Source organism: Nonomuraea sp. NPDC046570 (assembly GCF_040645915.1).
Classification (GTDB): domain Bacteria; phylum Actinomycetota; class Actinomycetes; order Streptosporangiales; family Streptosporangiaceae; genus Nonomuraea.
Genome location: NZ_JBEYZF010000007.1, coordinates 165711 through 183095 on the forward strand (window position 1 = coordinate 165711; position 17385 = coordinate 183095).

Consider the following 17385-nt stretch of genomic DNA (forward strand, 5'->3'; position numbering starts at 1 on the left):
CGGTGCCCTGCCCTAGCCTTCCCCTATGAGCGCCAAGACCTCGCCGGAGCAGCCACTGCCGGTCCGCACCGTCCTGCAGATGGTGGCCGGATGGATCGGCAAGCTCGGCACCGTCTGGGTGGAAGGTCAGATCACCGACCTCACCGCGCGTGGCGGCACGGTGTTCCTGACCCTGCGCGACCCGGTGGCGAACGTCTCGGCCAGGGTCACCTGCCCGCGCGGGGTCTACGAGGCGGCCGTCCCGCGCCCCGCCGACGGCGCCAGGGTCGTGGTCAACGTCAAACCCGACTTCTGGGTCAACCGGGGGTCGTTCGCCTTCACCGCGCTGGAGATCCGCCCGGTTGGGGTCGGCGAGCTGTTGGCCCGGCTCGAACGGCTGCGCCAGGTGATGGCCTCCGAGGGACTGTTCAACACCGACCGCAAGCGGCGGCTGCCCTTCCTGCCCGGCACGATCGGGCTGATCTGCGGGCGTGACTCCGCCGCCGAGCGGGACGTCCTGGAGAACTCCAGGCGGCGCTGGCCGGCGGTCAGGTTCAAGGTGGAGCAGGTGGCCGTCCAGGGGCCGTACGCCGTGGGCGAGGTCACCGAGGCGCTGCGCAAGCTCGACGCCGACCGCGAGGTCGAGGTGATCGTCGTCGCCCGGGGCGGCGGGTCGCTGGAGGATCTGCTGCCGTTCTCGGACGAGTCGCTGGTGCGGGCCGTGTCGGCGTGCCGTACACCGGTGGTGAGCGCGATCGGGCATGAGCAGGACAATCCGCTGCTCGACCTGGTCGCCGACGTACGCGCCTCGACGCCGACGGACGCGGCCAAGAAGGTCGTGCCGGATGTGGGTGAGCAGCTCACGCTGGTGCGGCAGTTGCGCGACCGGGGGCGCCGGGTGGTGGGCGGCTGGCTGGACCGGGAGATGTCCTGGCTCACCTCGGTGCGTTCGCGGCCGTCGCTGGCCGATCCGGTGCGCGAGCTCGAACGCCGGGCCGAGCAGGTCGACGCGCTGCGGGAGCGGGCCAGACGCAGCCTGGGCGGCTCCCTGGACCGCGCCGAGGACTCCCTGACCCATCTGCGCGCCCGCCTGGTGGCCCTCTCCCCTGCGGCGACGCTGGAGCGCGGCTACGCGATCGTCCAGTTCCCCTCGGGCGAGGTCGTGCGGCTCGCCCGCGACGTCACTCCCGGCGACCTCTTGACGATCCGCCTCCCCGACGCCCGCCTCGCCGCCCGCGCCGAATCCGCTGAATCCGCTGAATCCTCAGAAGAATGATGCCGGGGCGTCGTGGCGCGGGGGCCTTCCTCGGCACGTTTGTCGGCCGGTGACCCTAGGGTGGTGCGCGTGGCAGATGAGAAGGCACCCTCGTACGAACAGGCCCGCGAGGAGCTGACCGAGGTGGTGCGCCGGTTGGAGACCGGCGGGCTCACCCTGGAGCAGTCCATCGAGCTGTGGGAGCGCGGCGAGAAGCTGGCCGCGATCTGCGAGGAGTGGCTCCAGGGCGCCCGGGTGAAGCTGGCGGCGGCCATGGCCAGACGCGCCGAGCCGAGCCCCCCGGGGGACGACGACACGCCCTTCTGAGCGAGCGGGAGGTGGGTGTTCAGGCCTCCACGCGGTACAGCGCGAGGACGGGGATGCGGCGGGTGGTCGCGGCCTCGTAGTCGGCGAAGCCTGGCGCGATCGCCACCATCCGGGCGTAGAGGGTGTCGCGCTCGTCGTCCGAGACGGTCACGGCCTTGATCTCGTAGGTCTCGGTGCCGACCTCGGCGGTGGCCTGCGGGTTGGCGGTCAGGTTGTGGTACCAGGCGGGGTGGTGGTCGGCGCCGGCGTTGGAGGCGATGACCACGATCCGGTCGCCGTCGGGCAGGTACATCACCGGCGAGGTCACCTGCCGCCCGCTCTTGGCGCCGACGGTGGTCAGCAGCACCAGGTCCGCCCCCTCGAAGGGGCCTCCCACCTTGCCACCGTTCGCCCGGAACTCTTCAATGACCTTGGCGTTGAAATCGTTCGACACGTTCGACTCCTTCTAAGTGGAGAATTCTCCACTTACTCTAAGCGGAGAGATCTCCACTTACAAGGTTGAGCGTCGAGGGAGGGGACGGGCATGCCGGAATCGCTGCCGATCATCGGCCAGCCGCCGGGCGAGCGCGCGGACGCCGCACGCAACCGGCAGAAGATCTTGGACGTGACCCGCGAACTCATCGCCGAGCGGGGCGCCACCCGCCTGTCCCTCGACGAGGTGGCCCGCGCGGCGAACGTCGGCGTCGGCACCGTGTACCGGCGCTTCGGCGACCGGTCCGGCCTGATCTACGCGCTGATCGACGACAACGAGCGCCGCTTCCAGGCCGCCTTCATCAGCGGCCCGCCGCCCATCGGCCCCGGCGCTCCCCTGGCCGTCCGCCTCCGCGCCTTCCTGCACGCGCTCGTCGACCGGATCCTGGATCAGGAGGAGCTGTTCCTGCTGCTGGAGAAGGGCACCGGCAGCTCCAGGTACACCGGCCCGTACCGGGTCTACCACACCCACGTGGCCACGCTGCTCGCCCCGCTCCGCCCCGAGGCCGACGTGCACTACCTGGCCGACGCGCTGCTCGCCCCGGTCAACGCCGGGCTGATCAGCCACCAGCGCGCCGAGCGGGGGATGACCCCCGAGGTCATCAAGTCCGGCCTCGACGACCTGCTAAAGCTGCTCTGACCGCCCCGGACGTCTTGAGCCACGACCCCTGCAACGGCACCAGGAGCGTCGGCTCCGGCCAGCGCGATGGGCTCGCTCCAGGTGCCGGGGTCGATGACGAGGACCCGCCCCTCGTGCTCCAGCCGTACGCAGGCATGGGTGTATTTCGTGATCTTCATGGGTCAAGCAGACCACGATCAGCTTGTCGGCTTCGGGTGGAGCTTGAGGGTGGCGGCGTAGGTGGCGAGCTGGTCCCAGTCGGCCGTGCCGGTCACGATGAGCGTGGTGTCGGGCAGGAAGCGGATCAGCGAGCGCTGGTTCTTGTCCTCGCGGAAGCGCCGCTCCCACGCCTGTCCGCCGATCTGCTGGGTGCCCGCGGCCTTGTCGGTGTTGGCGAGCCTGCTGGCGAACGCCGCGGCCGGCTGCTCACCGCTCTGCGCGAACATGGCGTGCGCCCGCGTGTCGCCGCCCCTCTTGTCGGTGGCGTACCCGAGGTACAGCACGTCGGCGCCCTTGTCACCCTTGGCGATCCGGTTGCTGTTGGGCACCCAGTCCACGGGATCCTTGGCCGGCCCCCACACCTGGTACGGCACGGCCCGGTTGAAGTTGGCGACGGTGATGGTGTAGTCGAGCCGGGGAATATGCTCTTCCCTGCTCTGCGGCGTGATCAGCAGGAACAGCCCTGCCGCAGCCACACACACCAACAAGGCAACCGCGTATCCGTAGAAACCCTCTGTGAACCGTCGCACGTCACGCGAGGTTACCCGGTGACGGGGCCGCCCGCCGCAGTGACCGGTTGGATCTGGCCGATGATGGCCAGCACGTCCTCGACCAGACGCCGCGCCTCGCTCTCGTCACCGCAGAGCACGACCTCCGACACCGCGCCCGCGAGCGCGCCGGTGACGACCACGACGAGCGCGCCGTTGTCCCCCTCGAACAGGGCCGCGTTGCGCTTGGCCCAGGTGCTCAGCCGCTCGCGGACGACCACCTCGAAGCCGGGCGGCCCGTCTCCGCGCAGGAACAGCGCGGCCAGCTCGCGCTCCTCCAGGCTGCCCTCCAGGTAGGCGCGGGCGGCGGCGACGAACACCCGCATCGGGTCGGTCTCGCCCGCCGCGCGGGCCTGCCTGGCGGCCCGCTTGGTGCGCTGCATCTGCCGGGTCTGGAACTCCTCCCACAGCGTGAGATAGAGATCCGCCTTTCCCGAAAAATGATGGTAAAGACTGCCGACGCTCGCCTGGGCCCGTCCCACTACGTCGGTGACGCCCGCCTCGGCGAAACCCTTGGTGACGAAGATCTCCCTGGCCGCCTGTAGAAGCGCGGTACGCGTGGCGGCGCCGCGTTCGGAGGTGCGCACCGGCACCGCTGTCACCGGCCGTTCCGCATCGCTGCTCATGGTGGGCACATTATCTCCCTCTGTCCGGAGAGAAGGCGCCAACTACGATCGAGTCAGTTGTCCAACAGGAGGCGCATCACCATGTCCGAGCAGTCGTCCGTTCCCGCCGCTCTCGCCACGGGTGAGCACGCACCCGACCGAAACCTCGCCATGGAACTCGTGCGCGTCACCGAGGCCGCCGCCATGTCCGCCGCCAGATGGGTGGGACGCGGCGACAAGAACGGCGCCGACGGCGCCGCCGTCAACGCGATGCGGCAGCTCATCAGCACCGTCTCGATGAAGGGCGTGGTGGTGATCGGCGAGGGTGAGAAGGACCACGCGCCGATGCTGTTCAACGGCGAGCAGGTGGGCGACGGCAGCGGTCCGGAGTGCGACGTGGCCGTCGACCCGATCGACGGCACCAGGCTGACCGCGCTCGGCATGCCCGACGCGATCTCGGTGATCGCGGTGAGCGAACGCGGCTCGATGTACGACCCGTCGGCCGTCTTCTACATGGAGAAGCTGGTCACCGGCCCCGAGGCGGCGGACGCGGTCGACATCAACGCCCCCGTGGCCGACAACATCAACGCCGTGGCCAGGGCGAAGGGCGCCGAGCCTGCCGATGTCACGGTGGTCATCCTGGACCGGCCGCGGCACGAGCGGATCGTGAAGGAGGTCAGGGAGACCGGGGCGCGGATCAAGTTCATCACCGACGGGGACGTCGCCGGGGCGATCATGGCGGCGCGCGCGGGCACCGGCGTCGACCTGATGCTCGGCATCGGCGGCACCCCCGAGGGCATCATCGCGGCCTGCGCGCTCAAGTGCCTCGGCGGCGTGATCCAGGGCCGGCTGTGGCCGCAGGACGACGCCGAGCGGCGCCGCGCCCTCGACGCCGGGCTCGACCTCGACCAGGTGCTGACCACCAACGACCTGGTCACCTCCGACGACGTCTTCTTCGCCGCGACCGGCATCACGCAGGGCGAGCTGATGTCGGGCGTGCGGTTCCGGGGCGGCGTGGCGGTGACCCACTCGCTGGTCATGCGCGGGCGCTCCGGCACGATCCGCAAGGTGGAGAGCGAGCACCAGCTCTGGAAGCTGCGCGCGTACAGCGCGATCAACTTCGACACCGCGGGCTGACCACTCCCCGGGTACGGCTCGCGCGGGCCGTACCCGGAAGGGGTTACCTGCGGCGCTTGCGGCGGGGAGGTTCCTTGACCTTGACCTCGCCCAGCGAGCTCGCGGTGCGGACCTCGATCACCGGGCAGTCGGGCAGGCACTGCTGGCGGGTGAGGACGACGGTCTTCTCCTTAGAGACGCGGACCACCTCGACGCCCTCGGGCACGTGGATCTCCAGCGAGCCGAGCATGAGCGTCGCGTTGATCACTACCCGCCTGGTCTGCATGATCGCGTCGCGCAGGTCGAGCGTGGTCGTGCCGAACATCGCGGTCACGGCCAGCTCGGCGGGCACCACCCAGCGGCCGTCGCGGTGCTCTTTCCGGAAGATGGCCGACACCGGCTTGCCGCCGTCGAGCCGGAACGGCTGCTGGTCCGGGGGCAGCAGGTCCGCGGTGAGAGCGGCCAGCTCGCCCAGGGTCCTGGCCTTGTAGGTGGCCTCAAGGCGCTCCTCGAACTCCGCCATGCCGAGCCGCCCGTCGGCGACCGCCTCGTTGAGGACCTGGGAGATCCGGTCCCGGTCGGCGTCGGAGGCGCGGAGTTCGTGCGGCTCGGGGAGAGCGGGGTCGCTGCTGCGGGGCCTGCGGGCCGCCTGCCACTCCTCGGCCAGCCGCTCGCCGACCTCGGACAGGCGGGGGAGCCACGATCCCTGGCGTTCGTTCACGCCTTCCACCGTAACCGGGAAAACCTGTTGAGGTTCTGTCGGTGTCATTGTTTACCGTGGCCGGTATGCGGATGCTCGCCGATGTCGCGATCAGCTTGCGGCAGGTCACCAAACGTTACGGCGACATCACCGCCGTCGACCGGCTCGACCTCGACGTTCCCGAGGGCATCTGCCTGGGGTTGCTCGGACCTAACGGAGCAGGGAAATCGACCACGATGCGCCTGCTCACCGCGCAGTCGCTGGCCGACGAGGGCGAGATCAGCGTGCTCGGCCTGCCGCTGCCCCAGGAGTCGAAACGGGCCAGGGCGCTGATGGGCGTGGTGCCGCAGCTCGACAACCTCGACGAGGAGCTCACCGCCCGGGAGAACCTGGAGGTCTTCGCCCACCTCTACCGCGTGCCCAGGGCCGGGCGCCGCGCGGCGGTCGACCGGGCGCTGGCGATCGCCCAGCTCACCGACCGCGCGGGCACCCGTACGGTCAAGCTGTCCGGCGGCATGCGCAGGCGGCTGCTGATCGCCCGCGGGCTGGTCCACGAGCCGCGGCTGGTGCTGCTCGACGAGCCGACCGTGGGGCTCGACCCGCAGGTCCGCCAGGAGCTGTGGTCGCTGGTGGCGCGGCTGCGCGACGAAGGGGTGACCACGCTGATGTCCACGCACTACATCGAGGAGGCCGAGCGGCTGGCCGACGACTGCGCGCTGATGTCGCACGGCACCGTGGTGGCCAGGGGCACGCCGGCACGGCTGGTGAAGGAGTACGCGGGGGCCTCGGTGCAGGAGCACTACGTCCCGGCCGAGCGGCTGGCCGAGATCGAGCGGCTGGCCGCCGCGTCCGGCATCCCCACCAGGCGTACCGGGCCGTCGGTCTCGGTGCTGAAGGCCGAGCAGCTCGGCGAGGGCCTGCGGGCCGAGCTGGGCGAGCCGAGCGTGCGCCGCCCCGCCAACCTGGAGGACGTCTTCGTCGTGCTGACCGGGGAGAACGTCGAATGAGCAGCTTGCTGGAATGGGCGCCGGTGCGTGCCGTGTGGCGGCGCGAGGTGGCCCTCTACCGCCGCTACTGGGCCTCCACCTCGTTCGCCGCGGTGAGCGAGCCGACCATCTACCTGCTCGCCTTCGGCTATGGCTTCGGGTCGGTCGTCGGGGAGCTCTACGGGTACGACTACAAGGAGTTCGTGGCCACCGGTGTGGTCGCCACGGCGGTGCTGTTCATCGGCGCGTTCGGCGGGATGTTCAACACCTTCATCAGGCGGACCTTCCAGCACACCTACGACGCGATGCTGGCCGCGCCGGTGGACGTGCACGAGCTGGTCACCGCGGAGGCCTCGTGGCTGGCGGCCAAAGCGGGCGTGTACGGCTGCGCGCCGGTGCTGGTGGGCATGGCGTTCGGGCTGGATCCGAGCTGGGGCATGCTGCTGGTGCCGTTCATCGGGTTCCTCACCGGGCTGGCGTTCGCGCTGTTCGGGGTGTGGGTGTCGGCGATCGTGCCGTCGATCAACACCTTCGACTACGTCATCACCGGGCTGCTGACGCCCATGTTCATGGTGGCGGGCACGTTCTTCCCGGTGACCCAGTTGCCCGCGTGGGCGGCGACCGCGGCCTGGTTCAACCCGCTGTTCCACTGCGTCGAGCTGGTCAGAGGCGCGGTGTTCGGCCGCCTCGGCATCGACGACCTGGTCCATGTCGGGGTGCTGGTGCTGTTCGCGGCGGTCATGTGGGGGCTCGCGGTGTGGAAGATGCGGGCGAGGCTCATCGACTGACAGCGTGCGACTCGGAATCCGTGGCGCTTTTCGCCCGTTGGAGTGGGCAGGAGCAGGGGAGGAGAGGCCGTTGCATCAGCCCGCACGAGCCGGTCTGGTCGCCGTCGGCGCCGGGATCGTCATGATCCTCGGCCTGGACGTGGCCTACCTCGGTGAGGTCAACCCGCTGCGGCGGACGATCAGCGAGCACGGGCTGGGCGAGCAGGGCTGGGTCTTCGGGCTCGGCGTGGCGCTGCTGGCCGCCGGGTCGCTGGCCATCGCGGTGTCGCTGGTACGCCGGAGGCTGGCCGGCGTCGTGGGCACGATCGCCCTGCTGGGCTGGAGCCTCGGCCTGCTGGTCACCGCGTACTTTCCCAAGCACGACTGGTCGGTGGGCCCGAGCCTGAGCGGCAGCATCCACCGGGTGGGCAGCCTGGTCGCCTTCCTCTGCCTGCCACTCGCGGCCCTCCTCATCGGCCGGATCCGCCACCGCCCCACCGCACTGCCCGCCCCGAGGATCGGCACCCAGAAGGGCGGCACCCAGAAGGGCAGTGGCTGGGGCGATGGCGGGCGTGGCCGGGTGGCGGCGATGGCCGCCTTCCTGCTGGGGGCGGGGTCGCTGCTATGGGTGGCGGGTATCGCGGCCGTGGTGACGGTGGCCGAGCGCGAGGGCCTGGCGTGGTGGCAGATGATGCCGCTCGGCCTGGTGGAGCGCGGCCTGGCGGTGACCGAGGTGGCCGCGCTCATCGCGCTGGGCATCTGGGCGTCCCAACGCCCCTCTCAGCCCGCCTCCATCCCCCTGGACAGCCCGGCCCGGTAGCGCCCCGCACGTTCCCGGTGCGGTAAGTGATGTCTGGCGGAGGTAGGGGGCGAGAGACTAACCTGACGGGGCCTCACGTTTACCCCCCTCTTGGAGGTCGCTGTGCCGACCCCGCGTGACCGCCTCGCCCGCCATGCCACGTTCGTCGTGTTCGCCGTGCAAGGGCTGTCCTTCGCCGCTCTGCTCACCCAGGTCGCCACGCTCCAGCACAAGCACGAGCTGGACGAGGGCGACCTCACCCTCCTGCTGCTCGTCATCCCCGTACTGGCGGGCGCGGGCAGCGTGGCGGCCGGGTCGCTGGCCGCCCGCGGGGGCAGCAAGCGGCTGTTGCGCCTCGCCCAGCCCACGGTGGCCGTGGCCGTCGTCGGAGCGGGCCTGGCGCCGAGCCTGCCCGTCCTGGTGGCCGCGCTGGTGCTGTTCGGGCTGGCGGTGGGCGCCGTCGACGCGGGCATGAACATGCAGGGCGTCGCGGTCGAACGCCGGTACGGCCGGCCCGTGCTGAACGGTTTCCACGCCCTGTGGAGCGTGGCGAGCCTGGCCGGAGCGCTGTGGGCGTCGGCCGCCGCGGCCCTCGACCTCAGCTTGGCACTCACCCTGGCCATCCCCATGGCCCTGGCGGTCGCGGGCTCCCTCTACGCGGGCCCGTCGCTCTGCACCCACCTGGAGGAGAGGGTCGAAACCGTCAAGGCAGGGACCAGGTTCCCGTGGCGCCCCATCATCCCGCTCTGCCTCGCCATGGCCTTCCTGTACGTCGGCGACGCCGCCGTCTCGAACTTCAGCACCGTCTACATGCAGGACATCCTGACCGCCGCCCCCTCGGTGGTGCCACTGGCCTACGCCGCCTACCAGGCCACCACCCTGCTGGTACGGGCGGGCGGAGACCTGGCGGTCAGAAGGTACGGCCCGGCCGCGATCGTCAGGATCGGCGGCGCGATCGCCACGCTCGGCTTCCTCGGCGTCCTGCTCGCGCCCTCCCAGCCGGTGGCCATCGTGGCGTTCGGCCTCACCGGCATGGGCCTGGCGGTCGTCGCCCCGCAGTCGTTCTCGGCCGCGGGCAGGCTGGACCCGGCGGGGACCGGGGTGGCCATCGCGCGGGTCAACCTGTTCAACTATGTCGGCTTCATCGTCGGCGCCGCCCTGGTGGGCGGCATCGCGGACGCGGCGGACATGCGGGTGGCCTTCGCCGCCCCCTTGGTGCTGGCCGCCGGGATCATCACCCTGGCCCGCGGCTTCCAGCCCAGCGCCGCCCCCGCGACACGGGCGTAGCCCTTGACCCAGCGTCGGGGGCGGGAACGCCGGACGAGGCCGAAGACCGACTCCGGGTCAGGGGGCCGGAGGCAGGGGCTAGAGGTAGGGGCGTTGGTCTCGTTTGGCTTGTAGGTAGTGGTCGTGGATGTCGCCGGGTTGCTGGGCGACCGGGACGTCCCACCAGGCCTCTGAGCCGGGCGCGTCCCCGCCGGGCACCGTCTCGACGTACACGACCGTCGTACGCGCCGACTCGCGGGCCTTGACCAGTGCGGAGGTCAGGGACTCGCGGGAGGTGGCGCGCAGGACGTCGGCCCCGAGGCTGGCCGCGTTGGCGGCCAGGTCGACGGGGAGCGGGGGGCCGTCCAATTCGCCGGAAGCGCCGCGCATCCGGTAGGCGGTGCCCAGCCGCCGCGCCCCCACCGACTCCGACAGGTTGCCGATGGAGGCGAAGCCGTGGTTGTCCACCAAGACGACGACGAGCTTGACGCCCTCCTGCACGGCGGTCGCGATCTCCTGCGCGAGCATCAGGTAGGAGCCGTCCCCGACCAGGACGAACACCTCGCGCGAGGGGTCGGCGAGCTTCACCCCGAGCCCTCCGGCGATCTCGTAGCCCATGCACGAGTAGCCGTACTCCACGTGGTAGCCCTTGGGGTCGCGCGCCTTCCACAGCCTGTGCAGATCCCCGGGCATCGACCCGGCCGCGTTGACCACCACATCGCTCGGATGCATGACCTCCCGCAGCGTCTCCAGCACCGCCGGCTGGGTGAGCTCGGGGCCGGGGAACGACGCCCGCCGCCACCAGTCCTCCGTGAGCCGCGCGGCCTTGGTCCGCCATTCGCGCGGAGCCCGCCAGTCCGCCAGGTCCAGGGCGCGCAGCGCCTCCCGGGCGTCGGCGACGAGCATCAGCCCGGCGTGCTTGGCCGCGTCGAACGCGGTCACGTTGATGTTGACGAATCCGGCCCGCCCGAAGAGCGTGCGGGAGGCGGTGGTGAAATCGGTGTACCGGGTGCCGACGCCGATCACCAGGTCCGCCTCGCGGGCCAGCGCGTTGGCCGCCGCCGTCCCGGTGTGCCCGACGCCACCCACGGCGAGCGGGTCGTCGTACGGCAGGACCCCCTTGCCCGCCTGGGTCTCGGCCACCGGGATCCCGTACATGGAGGCGAAGTCGCGCAGGTCGCTCCACGCCTCGCTGTAGATCACGCCGCCGCCCGCGACGATCAGCGGCCGGTCGCTGGCCCTGATCGCCTCGATCACCCTGGCCAGCGCCGCAGGTTCGGGCACCGGGCGGGCCACATGCCACACCCGGCGCTCGAACAGCTCCTCCGGCCAGTCGTACGCCTCGGCCTGCACGTCTTGCGGCAGCGCGAGCGTCACCGCCCCGGTCTCGGCGGGGTCGGCCAGCACCCGCATCGCGGCCATCAGCGCCGAGGGAAGCTGTTCGGGCCGGTTGATCCGGTCGAAGAAGCGGGAGACGGGCCGGAAGGCGTCGTTGACGCTGACGTCGTACGAGCGCGGGTCCTCCAGTTCCTGCAGCACCGGGTTGGCGACCCGGGTGGCGAAGACGTCGCCGGGCAGCAGCAGCACCGGGACGCGGTTGATGGTGGCGAGCGCGGCCCCGGTGACCATGTTCGTGGCGCCGGGCCCGATCGAGGTCGTGCAGGCGAAGGTGGACAGGCGGTTGCGCATGCGGGCGAAGCCGACCGCGGTGTGCACCATGGCCTGCTCGTTGCGGGCCAGGAAGTACGGCAGGTCGGAGCCGAGCCCCGCCCCCTGAGCGGCCAGCGCCTGCCCGATCCCGGCCACGTTGCCGTGCCCGAAGATGCCGAAGCAGCCCTCGATGAGCCGGTGCTCGACCCCGTCCCGCTCGGTGTACTGCCGGGCGAGGAAACGCACGAGCGCCTGGGCGACCGTCAATCTCATGGAGTTCCTCCGAAGGGAACCCGGTCGTCCACCCGCTGGGCGTCCCAGGTGCCTCTGATCCAGGCGTGCCTGGGGTCGTCGCAGAAGGCCATCGACCGCTTCTCGGCGGGTCCGGCCAGCACGTTCAGGTAGTAGAGGTCGTAGCCGGGCGCGGCCATCGATGGGCCGTGGTAGCCGCGCGGCACCAGCACCGCGTCCCCGGCCGACACCTCGGCCAGCACCTCGTGCCCGCCGTAGACGCGCTGGTAGCCGGGGCCGCCCTCGAAGTAGTAGATCTCCTCCAGCACGGCCTCGCGCTCGGAGAGGGTGTCGTGCTTGTGCGGCGGGTAGGACGACCAGTTGCCGCCGGGGGTGAGCACCTCGACGGAGATGAGCTTGTCGCAGTCGAAGGCGTCCGGCGCGCAGAAGTTGTTGACCTGACGGGTGGACTGCCCGGCGCCGCGGGTCTCGACGGGGACCTTCTCAGCCGGGCCGTACCGGATGGGGAACGTCCGGGTGGCGGCGGCGGAGGGGAGGGCGAAGCGGCCGTGGCCGGTGAGGCGGGCGGTCGTCCCGATGGGCAGGTAGGCGAAGTCGGTGACGGACTGGAAGACCGAGGGGCGGCCGGACAGCTCCAGCCGTTCCCCGTCGGCCTCGACCTGGCACGAGCCGGACAGCGGGAGGACCAGCATCTCCTCGCCGCCGGTGTCGAACTCGACGCTCTCGCCGGAGAGGTTCAGCACGCGCAGCCCGCAGTAGGTCCACCCGGCGGACCGGGGCGTGATCTCCAGCGACCACGGCTTGCGGGCCGTGGTCCCGGCTGGAATGTACGTCATGAGACCTCCAGCATCGCGACGGCGGTGTCGACGGCGGCGGCCACGTCGTCGCCGGGCGGGTAGAGCAGCGCGCGGCCGACCACGAGCCCGCGCACTCCCGGCAGCCGCAGGGCCTTGCGCCAGGCGGCGTAGGCCAGGTCGGGAGTATCGCCGGGGTCGCCGCCGAGCAGCAGCGTGGGCAGGGTGGTGGCGCGCATGACCCGTTCCATGTCCTCGACGACCGGGATTTTCAGCCAGGTGCGTGCCGAGGTGGCGCCAAGGGCCTGGCCGACGTTGATCGCCCTGATCACGCCTTCGGGCGTCAGGTCGTGCCCGGCGCGGGTGGACCAGAACGGCTCGATCATCGCGACCAGCCCTTCGCCGGCCAGCTCGCTCACGGCCGCGCCGCAGGCTTCCAGCGTGGCGGCGGTGCCCGGTTCGTCGAGCGCGATCCGGCAGAGCATCTTGCCGCCGTCCAGGCGCATCCGGACGATCGTGGCGGTGTCGTAGGCGGTGAACCTGTCGTCGAACTCGAAGACCGCGCCCTGGAGGCCGCCGCGGTTCATCGAGCCGATGACCACCTTGTCGTCGAGCACGCCGAGCAGCAGCAGGTCCTCGACGATGTCGGGGGTGGCGAGCAGCCCGTCGACGCCGGGCCTGGCCAGCGCGATCTGCAGCCGGTCGAGCAGCTCGATCCTGCTGCCCATGGCGAGCGGGCGTCCGCTGACGCCGAGCGCGCCGCGCGCCGGATGGTCCGCCGCGATGATCATGAGTTGGTCGCGTTCGCCGATCAGCGGCCTGCGCCGCCTGATGGCGGCCGCCTCCTCGATCCGCTTCGGAAACCTCGCCCTGATCTCCCGTAGGTCACGGTAGTCACGCATCTCCCAGCACCCCCTCGACCTCCTGGACGGTGGGCATCGCGGGCGCGCACGCCAGCCGCCCCGCGACGATCGCGCCCGCCGCTCCGGCGAAACGCAGCATGCGCGCCAGCGGCCAGCCCGAGAGCAGCCCGTGGCACAGCGCCCCACCGAAAGCGTCCCCCGCGCCGAGGCCGTTGACCACCTCGACGGGCACGGGCGGCAACTCCACGGTCTTGTCCTTGGTCATCCCGAGGACCCCGGCACTCCCCTGCTTGACCACCGCGAGCCCGACGCCCGCGTCCAGCAGAGCCTTCGCCGCCTGGTACGGCTCCCGCACCCCCACGGCCACCTCGACCTCGTCCAGGTTGCCCACGGCGACGGTGACGTGCTGCAGCGCCCGCCGGACCTGCTCGGACGCCGCTTCGGCCGACTCCCAGAACATCGGCCGGTAGTCCAGGTCCAGCACGGTGTGCTCGCGCCGGTCGCGGGCCTGCCAGGCGTGGAAGTGGGCGGCCCGCGACGGCTCCTGGCACAGCCCGGTGACGGTCGCCCAGAACAGGCGCGCCCCCTTGACGGCGTCGAGGTCGAGCGAGCCGGGTTCGATCTCCAGGTCGGGGGCTTTGGGCTCCCGGTAGAAGTAGAGCGGGAAGTCCTCGGGCGGCCTGATCTCGCAGAACGTCACCGGGGTGGGCAGGCCCTCGACGGCGGTGACGTGGGAGTCGTCCACGCCGTAGGAGCGCAGGGCGTCGTGCAGGAACTCGCCGAACGGGTCGGCGCCGGTCCTGGTGATCACCCCGGCCGACCTGCCGAGCCTGGCGGCGGCCACGGCCACGTTGGAGGGGCTGCCGCCAAGGTACTTGCCGAAGGTCTCGACCTCGCGGAGCGAGACTCCGACCTGAAGGGGGTAGATGTCCACCCCGATCCTGCCCATCGTCAGCACGTCCAGAGTCAAGAGAGACCGTCCAGGTAGGCGAGGCTTCGCCGTACGTCGTCGATGGGGTGGGCGTCGTTGTCGGTGAGGGTGACGTCCTGTTCCATGACGTACCAGCCGGTGTAGCCGTGCCGGGTCAGGGCGGAGACGATGCCCGCGATGTCCACGTCGCCCTGGCCGAGGGGTCGGTAGATGCCCTCGCCGACGGCCTTGGTGTAGGTGAGCTCGCCGGCCCTGACCCGTTCGGCCGTGGCGGTGGTGACGTCCTTGAGGTGGACGTGCGCGATCCGGCCGGGGTCTCGTTTGACCAGGTCCAGCGGGTCGGTGCCGCCGATGAGCAGGTGGCCGGTGTCCAGGCAGAGCGGCACCGAGCTGCCCTCCAGTACCCGGTCGACCTCCTCGGCGGTCTCGACCATGGTGCCGACGTGCGGGTGCAGCGTGACCGTGCGGCCGAACTCCGCGGCGTCGGAGACGATCCGGTCGAGGTTGCGCAGCAGCGTCTTCCAACCGGTCGCGTCGAGCGTGGGGCGGCGGTCGTAGCCTTCCACGTCGCTGTCGGCGGCCAGCACCATCACCCCGACGTCGCCTTCGGCGAAGTCGCGCATCCTGGCCCGCATGGCGGGCAGCGGGTCGTGCCCGGGGTCGTGCAGGACGCACGGCAGGAAGCCGCCGATCGCGATCAGCCCGAAGTCGTCGAGCAGCGCCTTCCTGCGGGCCGGCGAGGGCGGCAGGAAGCCCTCGGGCCCTAGCTCGGTGGCGGTCAGGCCCAGCTCGCGCATCTCGCCGAGCACGCGCTCGCGGTCGAGCTGGACGCCCCAGCCGGGCACCTCGCACACGCCCCACGAGATGGGGGCCGCAGCGGTCTTCATCGGCGCACCTCCGCGACGGCGACGGGACGGCCTTCGCGGCGGGACAGGTCGGCCGCTTCGGCGATGTAGAGGGCGGCCAGGGCGTCCTCGATCGAGCACAGGCTGGTCGTGCTGCGCAGGAAGCCGTCCATCTCGGCCACGTAGGCGTCGTGGAAGCGGCTGACGAAGTCCGGCCACGGATCGCCCGGTGGTTGCAGTCCTTCCGCGCTGGTCAGGGGGGCTCGGGGATCGAGGCCGACGACCTGGGTTCTGAGCGTCCCGGCTAGTTCCATCCTGACGTCGTACCCCGCGCCGTTGTAACGCGACCCCTGCATCGTGACGAGTGTGCCGTCGTCCATGGTCAGCAGGGCGGCACTGGTGTCGACGTCGCCCGCCTCGGCGAAGAAGGCCGCGCCCCGGTTCGCCCCGGTGGCGTACACGGTGACCACCTCGCGGCCGGTCACCCAGCGCAGGATGTCGAAGTCGTGGATGTGGCAGTCGCGGTAGATGCCGCCGGACAGCGGGATGTACTCCGCGGGCGGCGGGGCGGGATCGGCGGTGAGCAGGTGCACCCGGTGCAGGTCGCCCAGTTCGCCGCCGCGCAGTGCCATGGCCGCGGCCACGTAGCCGGGGTCGAAGCGGCGTTGGAAACCGATCTGCACGCGGTTGTCGCGCCTGGCCTTCAGCACCTCGACGGTCTCCTGAACGCCCATCGCGACCGGTTTCTCGCAGAAGACCGGGATGCCCAGCCGGCAGGCCTTGACCAGCAGCTCGGCATGGGTGGCCGTCGGAGTCGCGATGACCAGGGCGTCCGCCTCGAAGGGGTCTCCCGGGCGGCCGTACGGGGAACTGCGCACCGGGTCGGACACGATCAGTTCGTCAACCAGCGGGTGCGCGGCCAGGGTCGCGGCATGGAAGGCTCCGATCCTGCCCAGGCCCAGTAGACCGACACGCATGACGCCTCCAGGGGGTAGGGATTCCCTTTCTAGGCGAGCGCCAGAACTCAGTCAATACTTTGTCCTGACATTCTGACTTTTAGAGCTCTCACGACATCCGGGGCGCGGTGCGCCAGCAGGCGGGCGAACCCCACGACGATCGCCGGCGGACCGGGGCGATGCCGCATCGGGCCGAGCGGTTCGGCGGACAGGCCGAGCGCCTGCGCCTCCTCCGCCACCACCTGCTCGTCCCATCCTCGCGGCAGGTGGAGGTAGGCGTGCAGGCCGGCCTCGATGCCGCGCACCTCGACCTCGGGCAGGTGCTCGGCGAGTGCCCTGACCAGGGCGTCGCGCCGGGTCTTGTACTCCCTGCGCATCCGGCGCAGGTTACGGTCGTAGCCGCCGGTGCGCAGGAAGTGGGCGAGGGCGTACTGGTCGATCACCGGGGAGCCGAGATCCAGCTCGCCGCGCGCCCGCCGTACCGCCTTGGCCAGGTGGCGCGGGGCCGCGATCCAGCCCAGCCGCAGGCCGGGCGCCAGCGACTTGCTGACGCTGCCGGCCAGCACCACCCGGTCGGGCGCCAGACCCTGCAGGCAGCCGACCGGGTCACGGTCGAACCTGAACTCGGCGTCGTAGTCGTCCTCCAGCACCAGGCCGCCCCACTCCATCAGCGCGGCCCTGCGCGCGGGCGAGAGCACCACGCCGGTCGGGTACTGGTGGGCCGGGGTCACCAGCGCCACCTCGGCGCCGCTCGCGCTCAGCGCGGCGACGTCCAGCCCCTCTCCGTCGACGGGCACATGGACGAGCTCCGCGCCCGCCCGGCGCAGCAGCGGCTTCTGCCGGTCGCTGGTCGGGTCCTCCACGGCGAGGCCGACCTCGCCCAGGACCTGCAGGATGAGGCTGAGCCCCTGGGCGACCCCGCCGACGATCACCAGGTTGTCCGGGCCGACGTCGGCCGCGCGGACCCGCCGCAGGTGCCCGGCCAGCTCCTCGCGCAGTTCCGGCACGCCGCCGGGGTCGCCGTAGTCGAAGGCGTCGCCCGGCACGGTGCCGAGGACGTGCCTGATCGAGGCCAGCCAGCGCTCGCGGGGGAAGGAGGTCAGGTCGGGCGAGGTGGCCCGGTAGCCGTAGAAGGGCAGTCCCGTCTCCGCGCCGGTGCGCGGCGGCTCGGGGCCGCGCCTGGCGGCCTCGGCCACCAGGGTTCCGGCGCCGACCTTGGAGACCAGGAACCCTTCGGCGACAAGCTGCTCGTACGCCTCCACGACGACGCCGCGCGACACCCCGAGGTCGCCCGCGAGTTGCCGCGTCGCGGGCAGCCGCACGCCCGGCCGCAGCCGTCCCTCGCGGATGGCCCCGCGCAGCTCGGACGCGATCTGCCCCGCGATCGCCCCCCGCTCCCGCCTGATCTCCACATGCAGATCGGCCAATTGGTCCCCT

Annotated in this window: 19 protein-coding genes; 8 read left to right on the top strand and 11 right to left on the bottom strand. The window is 71.6% G+C overall.

Going from position 1 to position 17385, the window contains the following annotated elements; all coding sequences use genetic code 11:
• Positions 1 to 25: 25 nt before the first annotated feature.
• Both xseA and ABZ911_RS14315 read left to right on the top strand, forming a co-directional pair.
• Positions 26 to 1255: an exodeoxyribonuclease VII large subunit gene (gene xseA / locus ABZ911_RS14310; RefSeq protein WP_358055025.1), complete on the top strand. Its 1230-nt coding sequence runs from the start codon at positions 26 to 28 to the stop codon at positions 1253 to 1255.
• A 69-nt stretch (positions 1256 to 1324) separates the two neighbouring features.
• Positions 1325 to 1561, top strand: a complete 237-nt coding sequence (locus ABZ911_RS14315; RefSeq protein ID WP_358055027.1) for an exodeoxyribonuclease VII small subunit — start codon at positions 1325 to 1327, stop codon at positions 1559 to 1561.
• 19 nt (positions 1562 to 1580) lie between these two features.
• On the opposite strand, the gene ABZ911_RS14320 is transcribed toward ABZ911_RS14315, so the two are convergent.
• The gene (locus tag ABZ911_RS14320; protein ID WP_358055029.1) at positions 1581 to 1994 is read right to left on the bottom strand and encodes a nitroreductase family deazaflavin-dependent oxidoreductase; all 414 of its coding nucleotides are present in this window, start codon (positions 1992 to 1994) and stop codon (positions 1581 to 1583) included.
• Between the two features lie 90 nt (positions 1995 to 2084).
• Between ABZ911_RS14320 and ABZ911_RS14325 the strand changes: the two genes are divergently transcribed.
• Positions 2085 to 2672, top strand: a complete 588-nt coding sequence (locus tag ABZ911_RS14325; protein ID WP_358055031.1) for a TetR/AcrR family transcriptional regulator — start codon at positions 2085 to 2087, stop codon at positions 2670 to 2672.
• A gap of 176 nt (positions 2673 to 2848) precedes the next feature.
• Here the strand turns inward: ABZ911_RS14325 and ABZ911_RS14330 are convergent, their stop codons facing one another.
• Together ABZ911_RS14330 and ABZ911_RS14335 are read right to left on the bottom strand one after the other, a co-directional pair.
• A complete protein-coding gene (locus ABZ911_RS14330) occupies positions 2849 to 3400 on the bottom strand; it encodes a DUF4245 domain-containing protein (RefSeq protein WP_358055033.1) in 552 nt (183 codons plus the stop codon).
• A gap of 11 nt (positions 3401 to 3411) precedes the next feature.
• Positions 3412 to 4044 carry a TetR/AcrR family transcriptional regulator gene (locus ABZ911_RS14335; protein ID WP_358055035.1) on the bottom strand — a complete coding sequence of 211 codons (633 nt, stop codon included), beginning with the start codon at positions 4042 to 4044 and terminating at the stop codon, positions 3412 to 3414.
• A gap of 81 nt (positions 4045 to 4125) precedes the next feature.
• On the opposite strand from ABZ911_RS14335, the gene glpX reads away from it, so the two are divergent.
• On the top strand, positions 4126 to 5160 hold the full coding sequence (gene glpX / locus ABZ911_RS14340; RefSeq protein WP_358055037.1) for a class II fructose-bisphosphatase: 1035 nt from the start codon (positions 4126 to 4128) through the stop codon (positions 5158 to 5160).
• 43 nt (positions 5161 to 5203) lie between these two features.
• Here glpX and ABZ911_RS14345 read toward each other — a convergent pair whose 3' ends face one another.
• On the bottom strand, positions 5204 to 5860 hold the full coding sequence (locus ABZ911_RS14345) for a DUF1707 domain-containing protein (RefSeq protein WP_358055039.1): 657 nt from the start codon (positions 5858 to 5860) through the stop codon (positions 5204 to 5206).
• 65 nt (positions 5861 to 5925) lie between these two features.
• On the opposite strand from ABZ911_RS14345, the gene ABZ911_RS14350 reads away from it, so the two are divergent.
• From ABZ911_RS14350 to ABZ911_RS14365, 4 genes are all read left to right on the top strand, one after another.
• A complete protein-coding gene (locus ABZ911_RS14350) occupies positions 5926 to 6846 on the top strand; it encodes an ABC transporter ATP-binding protein (protein WP_358055360.1) in 921 nt (306 codons plus the stop codon).
• Positions 6843 to 7613 (top strand): ABC transporter permease, encoded by a 771-nt coding sequence (locus ABZ911_RS14355; RefSeq protein WP_358055041.1) that lies wholly within the window; start codon positions 6843 to 6845, stop codon positions 7611 to 7613. The genes ABZ911_RS14350 and ABZ911_RS14355 overlap by 4 nt, the downstream gene beginning before the upstream one ends.
• Before the next feature lie 70 nt (positions 7614 to 7683).
• Positions 7684 to 8412 carry a DUF998 domain-containing protein gene (locus ABZ911_RS14360; protein ID WP_358055043.1) on the top strand — a complete coding sequence of 243 codons (729 nt, stop codon included), beginning with the start codon at positions 7684 to 7686 and terminating at the stop codon, positions 8410 to 8412.
• Between the two features lie 102 nt (positions 8413 to 8514).
• Entirely contained in the window at positions 8515 to 9678 is a 1164-nt protein-coding gene (locus ABZ911_RS14365; RefSeq protein ID WP_358055045.1) for an MFS transporter, read from the top strand.
• A 78-nt stretch (positions 9679 to 9756) separates the two neighbouring features.
• Here the strand turns inward: ABZ911_RS14365 and iolD are convergent, their stop codons facing one another.
• From iolD to ABZ911_RS14400, 7 genes are read right to left on the bottom strand one after another with little or no spacing between them, the layout of a single operon-like run.
• Entirely contained in the window at positions 9757 to 11580 is a 1824-nt protein-coding gene (iolD, locus tag ABZ911_RS14370; protein ID WP_358055047.1) for a 3D-(3,5/4)-trihydroxycyclohexane-1,2-dione acylhydrolase (decyclizing), read from the bottom strand.
• Positions 11577 to 12395: a 5-deoxy-glucuronate isomerase gene (gene iolB / locus ABZ911_RS14375; RefSeq protein WP_358055049.1), complete on the bottom strand. Its 819-nt coding sequence runs from the start codon at positions 12393 to 12395 to the stop codon at positions 11577 to 11579. Before iolB ends, iolD begins: the two co-directional genes overlap by 4 nt.
• Positions 12392 to 13255 (bottom strand): deoxyribose-phosphate aldolase, encoded by an 864-nt coding sequence (locus tag ABZ911_RS14380; RefSeq protein ID WP_358055051.1) that lies wholly within the window; start codon positions 13253 to 13255, stop codon positions 12392 to 12394. Before ABZ911_RS14380 ends, iolB begins: the two co-directional genes overlap by 4 nt.
• Complete coding sequence (gene iolC, locus ABZ911_RS14385) at positions 13248 to 14165, bottom strand: 5-dehydro-2-deoxygluconokinase (RefSeq protein ID WP_358055362.1); 918 nt, start codon at positions 14163 to 14165, stop codon at positions 13248 to 13250. The genes ABZ911_RS14380 and iolC overlap by 8 nt, the downstream gene beginning before the upstream one ends.
• A gap of 17 nt (positions 14166 to 14182) precedes the next feature.
• Positions 14183 to 15034 (bottom strand): TIM barrel protein, encoded by an 852-nt coding sequence (locus tag ABZ911_RS14390; protein WP_358055053.1) that lies wholly within the window; start codon positions 15032 to 15034, stop codon positions 14183 to 14185.
• A complete protein-coding gene (locus ABZ911_RS14395) occupies positions 15031 to 15969 on the bottom strand; it encodes a Gfo/Idh/MocA family oxidoreductase (RefSeq protein ID WP_358055055.1) in 939 nt (312 codons plus the stop codon). Before ABZ911_RS14395 ends, ABZ911_RS14390 begins: the two co-directional genes overlap by 4 nt.
• Positions 15970 to 16016: 47 nt before the next feature.
• Positions 16017 to 17375, bottom strand: a complete 1359-nt coding sequence (locus ABZ911_RS14400; protein ID WP_358055057.1) for a PLP-dependent aminotransferase family protein — start codon at positions 17373 to 17375, stop codon at positions 16017 to 16019.
• Positions 17376 to 17385: the final 10 nt, after the last annotated feature.